The following is a 13,339-nucleotide window of genomic DNA, read 5'->3' as shown; positions in this document are numbered from 1 at the left end:
CTACTGCAGGTCGGCGTCGGTCGTGACGAGCGTGTGCTGCACGATCGCGCCGCGGATGAGCTCGATTGCCTCGTCGACGGGTACACCGTTTCGCTGCGAGCCGTCGCGGAACCGGAACGAGACGGCTCCGGCCGACCGGTCGTCCTCCCCCGCGATGAGCAGGAACGGCACCTTCGCCTTCGTGTGGGTGCGAATCTTCTTCGGCATCCGATCGGTCGAGTCATCGAGGCGGGCGCGCACTCCAGCCTTCCGCAGCTTGCCAATGACCTCGCCGAGGTAATCGGCGTACTCGTCGGCAACGGGGATGCCGACGACCTGCTCGGGTGCAAGCCACACGGGGAAAGCGCCGGCGTAGTGCTCGAGGAGGATCGCGAAGAAGCGCTCGATCGAACCCAGTAGGGCACGGTGAATCATGATCGGCTGCTTACGAGTGCCGTCAGCAGCCGCGTACTCGAGCTCGAACAGCTCAGGCTGGTTGAAGTCGAGCTGCACAGTCGAGAGCTGCCAGGTGCGGCCGATCGCATCGCGCGCCTGCACCGAGATCTTCGGTCCGTAGAACGCTGCGCCGGCCGGGTCGTCCACGAGTTCGAGGCCCGACTCCTCGCCGACCTCGCGCAGCGTCGCCTCGGCGACGGCCCACTGCTCGTCGGAGCCAACCGACTTCTCGGGGTCACGGGTCGACAGCTCGAGGTAGAAGTCGTTGAGGCCGAAGGCGCGCAGCGTGTCAAACACGAACTCGAGCTGACGCTTGATCTCGTCCTTCACCTGCTCGTCGGTGACGTAGATGTGCGCGTCGTCCTGCGTGAGGCCGCGCACGCGGGTGAGCCCCGAGAGCGTTCCGCTCTTCTCGTAGCGGTACACGGTGCCGAACTCGGCGAGGCGCAGCGGCAGCTCGCGGTAGCTGCGGGCCCGGGCGCGGAAGATGAGGTTGTGGAACGGGCAGTTCATGGGCTTCAGGTAGTAGTCCTGGCCCGGCTTCGTGACGTTGCCCTCATCGTCGGTGACCTCATCGAGGTGCATGGCCGGGAACATGCCGTCCTTATACCAGTTGAGGTGCTGGCTCGTCTCGAACAGCGCACCCTTGGTGATGTGCGGCGAGTTCACGAGTTCGTATTCGTGCGCGAGCAGCTGCTCCCGCATGAACGTCTCGATCTCGTGGCGAATGATGCCGCCCTTCGGGTGGAACACTGCGAGCCCCGAGCCGATCTCGTCGGGGAAGCTAAAGAGGTCGAGCTCGGCGCCGAGCTTGCGGTGGTCGCGCTTCTGCGCCTCCTCGATGCGGGTCTTGTACGCGACGAGTTCGTCCTTCGTCGGCCAGGCGGTGCCGTAGATGCGCTGCAGCATCGGGTTCTTCTCGCTACCGCGCCAGTATGCGCCCGAGCTGCGCATGAGCGACCAGCCGTTCCCAATGAGCTTCGTCGACGGCAGGTGCGGGCCGCGGCAGAGGTCGAACCAGACCGTGTCGCCCGACTTCGGGTCGACGTTGTCGTAGATCGTGAGTTCGCCGGCGCCGACCTCAACGTCTTCGCCCGAGTCACTGCCCGCGCTCCCCTTGAGCCCCACAAGTTCGAGCTTGTACGGCTCGTTTGCAAGCTCGGCGCGCGCATCCTCGTCGCTCACGACGCGGCGGGCGAAGCGCTGACCCTGCTTGATGATCCGCTGCATCTCCTTCTCGATCGCCTTGAGCGCCTCGGGAGTGAACGGCTCTTCGACGTCAAAGTCGTAGTAGAAGCCATCGGTGATGAAGGGGCCGATGCCGAGCTTCGCGTCGGCGTGGAGCTTCTGCACGGCCTGGGCCGTCACGTGGGCCGCCGAGTGGCGAAGGATGTTCAGGCCATCCTCGCTGTCGATCGTCACAGCCTCGGCGGTCTGACCAGCCTCGACCTCGCGGAAGAGGTCGAGCAGCTGACCCTCGACACGCATGGCAACGATCGCGGGCTGCTTTGGGGAGTCCGCGAACAGTTCGGTGCCCGTCGTCGTCGTGCGGGCCTCGAGTCGCAGGGGTTCGGGTGCGGTCTTGAGGTCTGGTGCAGACACGTGGGCTCCTACTTGCGTGGATGGATTTGGGCACCGGCGTCCGGACGCCAGCTATCGAACGATTCTAGAGCCATCGCGGGGCGCGTCCTGGGGCGGATCGCCCTCGACGTGCATCCGTCCGCCGGGTCAACTGACGGTGGTACCGCCGAGCGCGTCGACGTAGTCCTGCGGGTTCTCGATGTTGAGCATCCAGTTCTCGCCGACGAGGAGGTGCGTCTGCACCGCGAGGTTCTGCGCGCGCTCGACCGCGGCATCGAGCTCTGCCGGGTCGGAGTAGACCGCGATCACGACCGTGTCGGAGCATCGGCCCGCGTCGGCGTCGTAGTCGCCCGGGTCGAGCGGCTCCCACTGGTCGCACGTGCCGCCGGCCGCGATGAATGCGTCGCGAAGCTCAGTCGCGCTGGCGTATTCGGTGGCATCCCCGGTCGCATCGGGCACCGCGGACGCGCCGCCGCCGGTGCAGCCGGTAAGTGCGGCCGCCGCTACGGCGAGCGTTGCGAGAGTCAGTGCGGCGCGTCGAAAGTTCACTCGGTCAGTCTATTGGGCGCGGCGAAGACCGGCGGGATCATGTCAAGTGAATTCTTCCTCTGTGGATACTGAAAAAACGCGGTACACGCGTATTTCGTTGATATTCTATCGAACAGATATGCTAGATTGGATGTGTTGGCAGGGCTCGGGTAGACCGAGAGGCGGTGGCTCGAATGTCGAACGACGATGTCACCGGTGATGGGCGCGATGATGCGCTCACGCGGCCGCGACGCGGGGTCGAGTTTCGGCCGGTGGATGAGGGCCCCGAGTCTGCCGTGGACGACTGTGGCGAAGTAACGAGGGCGCCCGGCGAAATTAGTGGTGCGCCCGCTTCTCGGGAGCTGCGGGCGCTCCCGAACCTCGCCGACCTTCCCGACGGCGAACTGATGCGTGCCCTCGAGGCGTACGGTGCCGAGGTGCGGGCCGTGCTCGCGCGGGCCGCCGCGTTGAGCCGGGAACTCGCGAAGCGGTCGGCAAAGACACTCGGGCGGGACGCGCTGTCGAAGCGGGCGGGCTATTCGAACTCGACGATCGCGGCCGCGCACCTCCTCGGGGTGCCGTATAACTTCGCGCGGCAGCTGCACTCAGTGGGTGAGGCCACCAGCACGCGGGTCACGTTGCAGGGCGAGGTGCTGCCACCGCGGTACGAGCACGTCGCCGACTCGGTTGCAGCTGCCGTGCTGCCGGTGGAGTACGCGGGGAAGATTGTCGAGTTCCTCGACGACATCACGCCGCGAGTCGACCCGGTCACGCTGATTGAGGCGGAAGTTGCGCTCGTTGAGGCGGCGCCCGGGCTCACCTCGCGGGAGCTTGTGCAGGTGATCGCGGGGATGGCGTCGGTGCTCGATCCCGACGGCGTCGAACCAACCGAAGCCGAGGCGTACGCGGGCCGCTACTTCGACCTGACGGTGCTCCCGACTGGGCAGGTGCGGATCAAGGGATTGTTGGATGCGGCAAGTGCCGCGCCGATCCTCGCGGGCGTGAACGCGTACGTCACGAACGAGCTCCGCAAGTCGCGAGGCGCGAACAACCCTGACGGCAGCGTCACGGGTGCCGTGCGCGACATCGACTGCGACCGCACCGAAGGTGGAGGTGAGGCCGAGGGCGAGGTCGTGCCAATCGTGGAGGAGACCCGCACGGTCCGGCAGTTGCGTGCAGATGCGTTCATCATGCTCTGCCAGCACGCGATCGGCTGCAACGAACTCCCCGGCTGCTCGACCCAGGTGGTAGTGCGAATGCAGGACCGCGACCTCATCGACCGCGCCCGCGACGCCGGGCTGCTCGACGACGTCGAAGACGAGTCCACCGACGAACCAACGGGTCTCGACCCGCGCAGCGCCTTCACCAGCACTGGGCTCGCGACGATCGACGGACTCCCCGCCGCGATCAGCGCCAGCGCCGCCCGGCGGCTCTGCGCGAAGGCCGGGATCATCCCGCTCGTGCTCGGCGGCGCAGGCGAAGTCCTCGGCCTCGGGCGAGCATCCCGCCTCGCGACCCCCGCCCAGCGCAAAGCACTGATCGAACGAGACGGCGGGTGCGCATTCTGCGGTCTCGAGCCGTCGATGTGCGAGGTGCACCACGTCCGCTACTGGACCCGAGATGCGGGCCCGACGGACCTCGCGAACCTAATCCTGCTGTGCACGACCTGCCACCACCGCATCCACGACGACGAGTGGCAGATCCGCATCGGGCCACCGGGCACGGCTGACCCGCACACGGGTCCGGCAAGGCCGGCGCGGTTCAGTGTGCTCGACGAGGTGTGGTTCATCCCACCCGCGAGCGTGTACCCAGATCGCACACCACGGCTCGGCGGGCGAAGGAGATACGCGCCGAAGGTCCGCACCCGCTGTTGACACCCACGATCGGCACGGCCCGCGTCACAAACGACAAAGGGCCCCACCGAAGTAGGACCCTTATCTTGTGCGCGATACTGGGATCGAACCAGTGACCTCTTCCGTGTCAGGGAAGCGCGCTACCGCTGCGCCAATCGCGCTCATCTCGTGAGAGATTTGCATTGCATCCATTACAGGATACCGAGGTGACGACGGGATTCGAACCCGTGTAAACGGCTTTGCAGGCCGCTGCCTCGCCTCTCGGCCACGTCACCGTACTGGGTCTTTGCCCGTGCTAGCAAGACGTGGTCTTGTTCACACTCGAGCGGATGACGAGACTCGAACTCGCGACCCTCACCTTGGCAAGGTGATGCGCTACCAACTGCGCTACATCCGCGTGGCTTCCTGCTCCCCGTGGGGCGCCCTCAGCACTCGAACTACATTAGTGCAAGCAAATCGCACAACGCAAATCGAACCAAGCAGAAAAATCTAAATGCCTGGTAAATCCATGAAAAATTCCTCCGCAGCGCGTGTCGCGCCCGCACCGGTTTGCGACCGCCGCGCAACGTGTGCCAAGATAGACCCTCGTTGCGGGTGATTAGCGCAGCGGTAGCGCACTTCCTTCACACGGAAGGGGTCACTGGTTCGATCCCAGTATCACCCACCACACAAGGGCCCTGTAAACACAGGGCCCTTACTCATTTGCCAGTGACCCCGCACGATTCGGCGGAGCGATGCTCCGCCTTCGAGAATCGCGCGCTGGTTCGATCCCAGTATCACCCACCACACAAGGGCCCTGTAAACACAGGGCCCTTACTCATTTGCCAGTGACCCCGCACGATTCGGCGGAGCGATGCTCCGCCTTCGAGAATCGCGCCCTGGTTCGATCCCACACACAAACCAAGGGCCCCGGAACCAGAGGTTCCGGGGCCCAACGGGTCGGTAGATCAGTCGCGTCACACACACTCACACAGCATGTCGCTGGCCCGCAGCAAGTGCGCGCGACGCCACTGCTCCCCGCGGCTCGAGCAACTGCGCCCTACACCGCGCCGACCCGCCCGAGCTCGCCGCGTGAGTAGGCACGTTCGCCGTGAACGCTCTCATCTACTCCAGCGAGCTCCTCCTCGCTCGTGATGCGGAAGCCGATGGTCTTCTGAATAACCATTGCGACCACATAGGACACCACGAACGAGTAGACCAATACCGCCACAGAGGCGACGACCTGCAGAATCAGCTGCTGCACGCCGTGACCCGAGAACAGGCCCGATGCGGTACCGAACAGCCCGGGCCAGATCGACCCGATCAGTCCGGCGACCAGGTGAATACCGACCACGTCGAGCGAGTCGTCGTACTTCGCCGCCCACTTCAAGTCGCAGGCCCACGAGGCCGCGACACCGCAGACGAAGCCGAGCAGGAGCGCCCAGGCGGGCAGCACATCCGCACATGCGGGCGTAATACCCACGAGGCCGGCAATGACACCCGACGCCGCACCGACAGCCGAGGGCTTCTTGCCACGGATGCGGTCGAGCAGCAGCCAGCCCAGGATGCCGGCGGCGGGCGCGATGATCGTGTTCATCGCAATGAGCCCGGGGATGCCCTCGACGAGGTTGCCGGTGCCCTCGGCACCCACGTTGAACCCGAACCAGCCGAACCACAGCACGGCGGTACCAATCAGCACGAGTGGCACGTTGTGCGGCTGCGCCAGCTCACGGCCGAATCCCTGACGACGCCCGAGCACGAGCGCCAGTGCGAGCGCCGCTGCGCCCGCGTTGATGTGCACTGCGGTGCCACCGGCGTAGTCGATCACGGCCAGGTCACCGAAGCCCATCGCAGTACCGAGCTGCGCGACCCAACCGCCGCCCCAGACCCAAGCGGCCACCGGGAAGTAGACCACCGTCGCGAAGATTCCCGCGAACAGCAACCACGAGCCGAAGCGTGCACGGTCGGCAATCGCACCCGAGATGAGCGCGACCGTGATGATCGCGAATGTCGCGGCATAGGCACTGCCCATGAGCGCCTCGTTATCGTTCGCCGTCTCGACCATGCCGAAGTCAGCGAACGGGTTGCCCGCGAACTGGAAGAACGACGATCCGTCGACCGAAATCATCGCGTGCCCGAACAGCACCCAGAGCACCGCTACGAGCGCGAGTGCACCGAAGGACATCATCATCATCGAGATGGCGCCCTTCTCCCGCACAAGACCGCCGTAGAACAGCGCGAGGCCGGGCGTCATGAACAGCACGAGGGCTGTGGCCGTAATGAGCCAGGCCGCACCACCTGTATCCATTGGAGTTCTCCTCTCCGCACACCGGGGCGGCCGCTCGCTCGGCCGTGAACCTCCGGTGCATGGACCTTGAGGTTAGCCAGATTCCGAGAAATAAATGACGTTTTTAGCGCATCTTTTATGTAAGTTTGCGCTGTCAACAAACATTAACGAGCGCGCAACGCTAACAAACGTCGGGTCGCCGTGAACGAAAATGGCCCGTGGCCAGGTATGTACCGAGCCACGGGCCGATTGCACACTGTGTACGAACTGCTAGGCGGTGAGCGCACCCGTCGACGCGATGAGGCGCGACACCGAGCGCAGGTACTTCTTGCGGTAGCCCCCGTCGACCATCCCGCCACCGAAGATCTCGTCGAGCGGCACGCCCGATGCGACCATCGGAATCTCGGCGTCGTACACGCGGTCGATAAAGGCGACGAACCGCAGCGCCTCCGACTGGTCGGTGAGCTCGGTGACGTCACTAAGGGCGAGCACGTCGATGCCATCGACGAGCTTCACGTACTTCGAGGGATGCACCTTCGCGAGGAAATCGATGAGCGTCCGGAAGTCGTCGCGCGCGATGGTCTCCCCCGCGGCAATCCGCTCGTCAACGACGCGACCCAGCTCGTCGGGCGACGTGACGACCGCGTGACCCTCGACGGCGCGGCGTCGGTAGTCGACCCCGTCGATGCGAACGGTCTCGAACACGTTCGCGAGCTTGGTGATTTCTCGCAAGAAGTCCTGCGCCGCAAAGCGACCCTCGCCGAGCGCGTTCGGGGGCGTGTTCGACGTCGCCATGACGTGCGTGCCCTTCTCGACGAGCGCTCCGAGGAATCGCGTCATGACCATCGTGTCGCCCGGGTCGTCGAGCTCGAACTCGTCGATCGCGAGCAGGCTCGCGCCCGTGAACGCCTCGACGGCCTTCTGATACCCGAGCGCCCCGACGAGCGACGTGTACTCGATGAACGTGCCGAAGTACTTGCGCCCGCCAAACGCATGCCACGTTGCGGCGAGCAGGTGAGTCTTGCCGACGCCGAACCCGCCGTCGAGATACACGCCGGGCTTCACACTCGGTGACTTCTTGAACAGGCGCGACACCAGGCCGCGCCCCTGCGCCTTGCCGCCACCCGCCTGCGCGAACGCGCGGGAGATCTCAACGGCCCCGGCCTGCGACGGATACGCGTCATCCGGCACGTAGTTGTCGAAGCTCGCGTGTGCGAACTGCGGCGGCGGCACGAGCGCTCGCACCATCTCGTCCGGGGTCATCTGCGGAACCTGTTCGGTGAGATGAACGAGGGCGCCAGCGGTCACAGAGGTCTCCTTTACGGACGGAATATGCGGACACAAGACTACGCTGGCCTGGGTACGACTACCGCTGTTCAGCAAGGAGAAATCATGCCCGTCGACTTCGACGCTTCGCCGGAATTCACCGAGTACGCGCACCCGCACCGGCTCGTGTCGACCGAGTGGCTCGCGCAGCACCTCGGCGACGACGGCCTCGTGGTCGTCGAATCTGATGAGGACGTGCTGCTGTACGACACCGGGCACATTCCGGGTGCGGTCAAGGTCGACTGGCACACGGATCTCAACGACGAGGTCGTGCGCGACTACGTCGACGGTGAGGGATTCGCGGCGCTGATGAGCCGCCTCGGCATTTCCCGGGACACCACGATCGTGCTCTACGGCGACCGCTCGAACTGGTGGGCCGCGTACGCGATGTGGGTGTTCGAGCTCTTCGGCCACGCCGACGTGCGGCTCCTGAATGGTGGTCGCGACAAGTGGATCGCCGAGGGCCGGGAACTCACTCGCGAGGTGCCCGCGCGAGCCGCGACCGAGTATCCGATACTCGAACGCGACGAGACCGGCCTGCGCGCCTACCGCGACGACGTTCTCGAGCACGCCCGCGCCGGCAAGCCGCTCATCGACGTCCGCAGCTTTCCCGAGTACACGGGCGAGCGCACCCACATGCCCGACTTCCCGCAGGAATCGGCGCTGCGTGGCGGGCACATCCCGACGGCGCGATCCGTGCCGTGGGCGAAGGCCGCGAACGACGACGGCACCTTCCGGTCGCGTGCCGAGCTCGAACGGATCTACCTCGTCGACGAGGGCCTCGGCGCCGACGACGACGTGATCGCCTACTGCCGCATCGGCGAGCGCTCGAGCCACACCTGGTTTGTGCTGAAGTACCTGCTCGACCTGCCGTCGGTGCGCAACTACGACGGGTCGTGGACCGAATGGGGCTCACTCGTCGGCGTTCCGATCGCGGTTGGCGAAGAGCCCGGCGCGACGCCGGCACGATAGGCGCGTGATGACCCAGCTCCCCCAGCAGCTCGCCGAGATTCGCGACGACTTTCTCGCGATTCCCGAGCGCGAACGTCTCACCCTCCTGCTCGAATTCAGCGACGAGCTCCCCGAGGTGCCCGAGCGATTCCGCGACGTCGAATTCGAGCGCGTCATCGAGTGTCAGTCGCCCGTCTTCATTACGACCGAGGTGCACGACGGCACGGTTCGCCTGTTCGCGAAGGCGCCGCCCGAGGCACCGACCACGCGCGGATTCGCCTCGGTGCTCGTGCAGGGCATCGATGGCCTCCCTGTCTCCGAGGTACTCGGCATCCCCGCCGACTTCCCGTTCGAACTCGGCATCACGAAGCAGGTATCGCCGCTGCGCCTGAACGGCATGGTCGGCATGCTCGGGCGCGTGCAGCGCCAGGTCCGCGAGGCGACTGCGTAAATGTCGAACGCCTCTGATTCCGGCCGACCGTTCGACCTCGCACGGATGCCCGACCCGGCCTGGCTGCACGAGCTCGCGCCGGAGGGCACGAGGCTCGACCTCGCTGATGCCGAACACGCGGGCGCGGCCGACGACTGGATCCGCGAACGCTATCGAGCCCCGCGCGCAGACTGGGTGCGGATGAACATGCTCGGTTCACTCAACGGTCGCGTGACGGGGCCAGACGGCACCTCCGACAGCCTCTCGAACCGGGCCGACCGGCGCATCCTCCGCCTCATCCGTGAGATGAGCGACGTCGTCGTGGTCGGCGCGAATACCGTGCGCGAGGAGCGGCACACGTCGACGCGGCCGACCTGGCTGTGCGTGATCACGACCTCGGGCGACCTCACGGGGCATCGCATTCGCCCCGACGATGCCGCCCACTCGGTGCTCGTGTGCGGGCCAGCCTCGGCCCGCGAGCGCGCGCTCGAGACCATGCCGGGCGCAAACTTCGTCGAGTTCGAACTCGACGACGGGGGCGTCGCTCTCCCCGAGGTACTCGGGCACCTCCGCGAGCGCGGCCTGCGCCAAATCGTCGTGGAGGGCGGCAAGGCGCTCATTAGTCAGTTCCTCGACGAGGGCCTGCTCGACGAGGTGTGCATCACGCAGGCACCGTACTTCGGCCCCGACGCGGCGCCTGCGCTCCCCGCTTCGACGCGGGAGACGAGGTTCCGTCGCGAGCTCTTACTCGCCGACGAGTACGGCTACCTGTATCAGCGGCTCGTCGCCGACGGCGCCTGAGCGGGTTCGCGGAGCCCGGCGAACCAGTCGTCGACCGCCGTCTCCCAGCTCTCGCGGTCGGTGTTCCACAGGCGCGTGTGTCGGGCCCGCGTGAACTCGACGTAGTCGACAAGGTCGGGTCGCGACTGCGCGAACTCCTGGCTCGACGACACCGGTACGACCGTGTCGGCGGTCGAGTGCAATAGGAGCACGGGAACGTCAAACTCGTCGGCCCGCTCGACGAGGTCGAGTTCTGCAAGGTCGATTGGCGCGTCGATACCGAGGAGCCCGCGGTGGAGGGGCGACCCGAGCAGCCACATCCCGAGCTTGGCGACGGGTGACGGCACCCGCATCTGCCCGGCCTGGTAGACGAGGATGTCGCGCCAGTTCAACGCCGGCGACTCGAACATGATGCCGGCGATGAGCGGTCGGAATTCGGAGCGCAGGTACGTCTGCCCGACGATGGCGCCGCCCATCGACCAGCCCGTGAGCACGATTCGCTCGGCGCCCCTCGAGCGCGCCCACTCGATCGCCGCATCCACGTCGCGCCACTCGGTGAGGCCGAGGCCGTACTTGCGAGGGTCGGGCGACGGCACCCCGAGGTCGTTGCGGTAGCTAACGACGAGCGAGTTCCAGCCGTGTGCGCGAGCGATCGGCACCGCCCGCAGCGGCTCGGTGAGTGCCGCGCCTCGGCCGTGCACATGAATGACCCAGTCGTGGCTCGCCTCGCGGTCGGCCGGCACGAACCAGGCCGGCATCTCGCCGAGCTCGGTGGGAATCTCGACCTCGCGCCAGTGCACCCCGAGGTCGCGAATGTCGCGTTGTGGCGCGGAGGCGACTCGCACGGTGCGCGTGCCGGCGATCGGGGTTCCGACCGCGGCGCCGAATCGTCGCGAGACAGTCGTGAGGGTTGCGCCCATGATCTCGCCGAGCCGTGCCCGACCCTGTGCCCCGTCCCAGAGCAGGGTGTACTCCCCCGCCGTCTCCGACTCGATCGTGCGCTCGAGGGTAATCACTCCCTCGGTGCCCTCTTCGTCATAGAGGTCGCAGCTGATGACGCGTACGGGTCCTTTCGTGCCGCGAGGCGGGTTCACGACCTGCCTGGCGAGCATCGTCGCGGCGGTCGCGGCGAGCGACGCGAAGAACACGGTGCCACCCGCCGCCACCGCGGTTGCGTTGCGCGCAAACTGCCGAACGCTGCCGAGTGTCGGCTGCGTCTGGGTGGGTACTGCCATGTGTTCGCTCCTGATATGCCCGGCGTGGATGCGCGTTCCTGCCAACCCGGCGCGCCGCACCTCGTACCCCACCCCGGCTGCCTAATCTGCATTCGTGGTGGTCAGCTTGCATCCCGTTCCCGTGGCATTCGACGAGGCAGTCGAATCGATTCGCGCCGTCGAATTTCGTAGCGACTTACGGGTGCAGGAGATCCGATCTCCCGAGGGGCTCGCGCCGCACGCGCTCGCGCTCGCAGCCGATGTTAGCCCTGAGAACCTTGACGGTGACTCCCAGCTCGGCACGGGCCGCTTCATCCTGCTGCATGATCCCGCCGAGCCCGAAGCGTGGCGCGGCGACTTCCGCGTCGTGTGCTTCGCGCAGGCACCGCTCGAGACTGACATTGGCGGCGACGGCATGCTGCCCGAGGTCGCCTGGTCGTGGCTCGTCGACGCACTCGACGAGAACGGCGCCGACTATCGGTACCCGTCTGGCACCGTGACGGTCGTGAATTCGAAGGGGTTTGGGGAGCTCACCGAACAGGGCGAGGGATCCCAAATCGAAATGCGGGCCTCGTGGACGCCGCAATCGTCCGATATCGCGACGCACGTCACGGCCTGGTCGACGCTCCTGTGCTTGCTTGCCGGCTTGCCCCCGGTCGACTCACACGATGTCCCCGTGCTGCGTCACGCGGCGCGCGACCATGGCCACCGTTGACGACAAGCGCCTCGAGCGCGGCGGGCTCGAGGTCATCGACACCCATCTCGCGCTGAGCGAGGCGCTCGACCGCCTCGAGGCCGGCACTGGCCCCGTGGCCATTGATACCGAGCGAGCCTCGGGCTACCGGTTCTCTGACCAGGCCTATCTCATCCAGATCTTCCGCCGCGGCACAGGCACGCTGCTGATCGATCCCATTCCGTTCGGGTCGCTCGCCTCGGTAACCGAGGTCATCGCCGACGACGAATGGATTCTCCACGCGGCGACGCAGGACCTCCCCTGCATGCGCGACATCGCCCTCGAGCCGACGCGACTGTTCGACACCGAACTCGCGGCGCGGCTGCTCGGCATGGAGCGCGTCGGCCTCGGCGCGGTCGTGCAAGAGCTGCTCGGAATCGAACTCGCGAAGGCGCACTCGGCCGACGATTGGTCGGTGCGCCCGCTCCCGAAGGAGTGGCTGGCGTACGCGGCGCTCGATGTTGAGCTGCTTGTCGACGTGCGGGATGCGCTCGCCGAGCGACTCCGCGAGGCGGGCAAAGACGAGTGGGCACGGCAGGAGTTTGCCGACATCCAGGTGCGCGAGCTGAATCCCGTCAAGCATGTCGAGCCCGAGGCGAATCGCGACCCCGAGCGGTGGCGCTCGCTCAACGGCGTGCACCAGCTTCGTTCGCCGCGAGCCCTCGCGATCGCGCGCGAGCTCTGGTTTGCCCGGGATGCGCTCGCCCGCGAGACCGACACGGCGCCCGGCCGAATCGTGCCCGACCGGGCGTTGATCGCCGCGGCGAAGGCGGCGCCTCGTTCGCGCGGCCAACTCGCCGGACTCAAGGAGTTCACGGGCCGCCAGTCGCGCTCACAACTCGACCGCTGGTGGGAGGCGGTGGCCGCAGGCCTCGCCACGGATACTCCACCCGGACGACGCCCTGCCGAGCCCGACCGCATCCCGCCGCTCAAGGCGTGGGAGCAGAAGCGACCCGAGGCGCACGCTCGGATTCAGGCCGCCCGCCCCGCCGTGGCTGACCGTGCCGAAGAGCTCCACGTGCCCACCGAGAACCTGCTCACGCCGGCCCTGCTGCGTCGCGTCGCCTGGGATTCCCAGGCGAACACTCCCGACGAGGTGCGAGCGACACTCGCGGAGCTCGGTGCCCGACAGTGGCAGATCGACATCACCGCACCGGTCATTGCGAGCGCCTTTGTCGAGGCCGCCCAACCCGGTTCCGTTCCTCCCAGCACCGCTAGTTAAGCTGGCGGCGTTCACAACGG

At 66.7% G+C, this 13,339-nt stretch carries 11 protein-coding genes and 4 tRNA genes; 7 read left to right on the top strand and 8 right to left on the bottom strand.

Annotation, left to right across the window (positions count from 1 at the left end; translation table 11 throughout):
* Both thrS and G328_RS0100970 read right to left on the bottom strand, forming a co-directional pair.
* Entirely contained in the window at positions 1 to 1,923 is a 1,923-nt protein-coding gene (gene thrS, locus G328_RS0100975; RefSeq protein ID WP_222828634.1) for a threonine--tRNA ligase, read from the bottom strand.
* Between the two features lie 240 nt (positions 1,924 to 2,163).
* Positions 2,164 to 2,565, bottom strand: coding sequence for a hypothetical protein (locus G328_RS0100970; protein WP_019617470.1), 402 nt, complete (start codon positions 2,563 to 2,565; stop codon positions 2,164 to 2,166).
* 173 nt (positions 2,566 to 2,738) lie between these two features.
* Here G328_RS0100970 and G328_RS0100965 point away from each other — a divergent pair, with 173 nt between their 5' ends.
* Positions 2,739 to 4,418 (top strand): HNH endonuclease, encoded by a 1,680-nt coding sequence (locus G328_RS0100965; protein WP_019617469.1) that lies wholly within the window; start codon positions 2,739 to 2,741, stop codon positions 4,416 to 4,418.
* Positions 4,419 to 4,486: 68 nt separating this feature from the next.
* Here G328_RS0100965 and G328_RS0100960 read toward each other — a convergent pair.
* From G328_RS0100960 to G328_RS0100950, 3 genes are all read right to left on the bottom strand, one after another.
* Positions 4,487 to 4,558, bottom strand: a tRNA-Val gene (locus tag G328_RS0100960).
* Between the two features lie 43 nt (positions 4,559 to 4,601).
* Positions 4,602 to 4,672 (bottom strand) — tRNA-Cys (locus G328_RS0100955).
* Positions 4,673 to 4,721: 49 nt separating this feature from the next.
* A tRNA-Gly gene (locus G328_RS0100950) sits at positions 4,722 to 4,794 on the bottom strand.
* Positions 4,795 to 4,989: 195 nt separating this feature from the next.
* Between G328_RS0100950 and G328_RS0100945 the strand changes: the two genes are divergently transcribed.
* Positions 4,990 to 5,064: transfer RNA gene (locus tag G328_RS0100945), tRNA-Val, on the top strand.
* A 372-nt stretch (positions 5,065 to 5,436) separates the two neighbouring features.
* Here G328_RS0100945 and G328_RS0100940 read toward each other — a convergent pair.
* The gene (locus tag G328_RS0100940; protein ID WP_019617468.1) at positions 5,437 to 6,684 is read right to left on the bottom strand and encodes an ammonium transporter; all 1,248 of its coding nucleotides are present in this window, start codon (positions 6,682 to 6,684) and stop codon (positions 5,437 to 5,439) included.
* A gap of 249 nt (positions 6,685 to 6,933) precedes the next feature.
* Positions 6,934 to 7,926, bottom strand: a complete 993-nt coding sequence (zapE, locus tag G328_RS0100935) for a cell division protein ZapE (RefSeq protein ID WP_051082806.1) — start codon at positions 7,924 to 7,926, stop codon at positions 6,934 to 6,936.
* A gap of 129 nt (positions 7,927 to 8,055) precedes the next feature.
* On the opposite strand from zapE, the gene G328_RS0100930 reads away from it, so the two are divergent.
* From G328_RS0100930 to G328_RS13610, 3 genes are read left to right on the top strand one after another with little or no spacing between them, the layout of a single operon-like run.
* A complete protein-coding gene (locus G328_RS0100930; protein WP_019617466.1) occupies positions 8,056 to 8,961 on the top strand; it encodes a sulfurtransferase in 906 nt (301 codons plus the stop codon).
* Between the two features lie 7 nt (positions 8,962 to 8,968).
* On the top strand, positions 8,969 to 9,391 hold the full coding sequence (locus G328_RS0100925) for a SufE family protein (protein ID WP_019617465.1): 423 nt from the start codon (positions 8,969 to 8,971) through the stop codon (positions 9,389 to 9,391).
* Positions 9,392 to 10,171, top strand: a complete 780-nt coding sequence (locus tag G328_RS13610; RefSeq protein WP_019617464.1) for a dihydrofolate reductase family protein — start codon at positions 9,392 to 9,394, stop codon at positions 10,169 to 10,171. It begins immediately after the preceding gene.
* Here G328_RS13610 and G328_RS13605 read toward each other — a convergent pair.
* A complete protein-coding gene (locus tag G328_RS13605) occupies positions 10,144 to 11,385 on the bottom strand; it encodes an alpha/beta hydrolase family protein (protein WP_019617463.1) in 1,242 nt (413 codons plus the stop codon). The two genes, G328_RS13610 and G328_RS13605, sit on opposite strands and share 28 nt — an antisense overlap.
* A 121-nt stretch (positions 11,386 to 11,506) precedes the next feature.
* On the opposite strand from G328_RS13605, the gene G328_RS0100910 reads away from it, so the two are divergent.
* Both G328_RS0100910 and G328_RS0100905 read left to right on the top strand, forming a co-directional pair.
* Complete coding sequence (locus G328_RS0100910) at positions 11,507 to 12,079, top strand: DUF3000 domain-containing protein (RefSeq protein ID WP_019617462.1); 573 nt, start codon at positions 11,507 to 11,509, stop codon at positions 12,077 to 12,079.
* A complete protein-coding gene (locus G328_RS0100905; protein WP_019617461.1) occupies positions 12,066 to 13,319 on the top strand; it encodes an HRDC domain-containing protein in 1,254 nt (417 codons plus the stop codon). Before G328_RS0100910 ends, G328_RS0100905 begins: the two co-directional genes overlap by 14 nt.
* The last annotated feature ends 20 nt before the right edge of the window (positions 13,320 to 13,339 follow it).

The organism is [Zimmermannella] faecalis ATCC 13722 (assembly GCF_000381765.1).
Classification (GTDB): domain Bacteria; phylum Actinomycetota; class Actinomycetes; order Actinomycetales; family Microbacteriaceae; genus Gulosibacter; species Gulosibacter faecalis.
This window is presented reverse-complemented; position numbering and strand designations above follow the sequence as displayed.

Bases quoted from the DNA above. Each gene is read 5' to 3' on its own strand.
- thrS (WP_222828634.1), bottom strand. From the start codon at position 1,923: ATGCGTGTCGAGGGTCAGCTGCTCGACCTCTTCCGCGAGGTCGAGGCT.
- G328_RS0100965 (WP_019617469.1), top strand. From the start codon at position 2,739: ATGTCGAACGACGATGTCACCGGTGATGGGCGCGATGATGCGCTCACG.
- G328_RS0100940 (WP_019617468.1), bottom strand. From the start codon at position 6,684: ATGGATACAGGTGGTGCGGCCTGGCTCATTACGGCCACAGCCCTCGTG.
- zapE (WP_051082806.1), bottom strand. From the start codon at position 7,926: ATGACCCCGGACGAGATGGTGCGAGCGCTCGTGCCGCCGCCGCAGTTC.
- G328_RS0100930 (WP_019617466.1), top strand. From the start codon at position 8,056: ATGCCCGTCGACTTCGACGCTTCGCCGGAATTCACCGAGTACGCGCAC.
- G328_RS0100925 (WP_019617465.1), top strand. From the start codon at position 8,969: ATGACCCAGCTCCCCCAGCAGCTCGCCGAGATTCGCGACGACTTTCTC.
- G328_RS13610 (WP_019617464.1), top strand. From the start codon at position 9,392: ATGTCGAACGCCTCTGATTCCGGCCGACCGTTCGACCTCGCACGGATG.
- G328_RS13605 (WP_019617463.1), bottom strand. From the start codon at position 11,385: ATGGCAGTACCCACCCAGACGCAGCCGACACTCGGCAGCGTTCGGCAG.
- G328_RS0100905 (WP_019617461.1), top strand. From the start codon at position 12,066: ATGGCCACCGTTGACGACAAGCGCCTCGAGCGCGGCGGGCTCGAGGTC.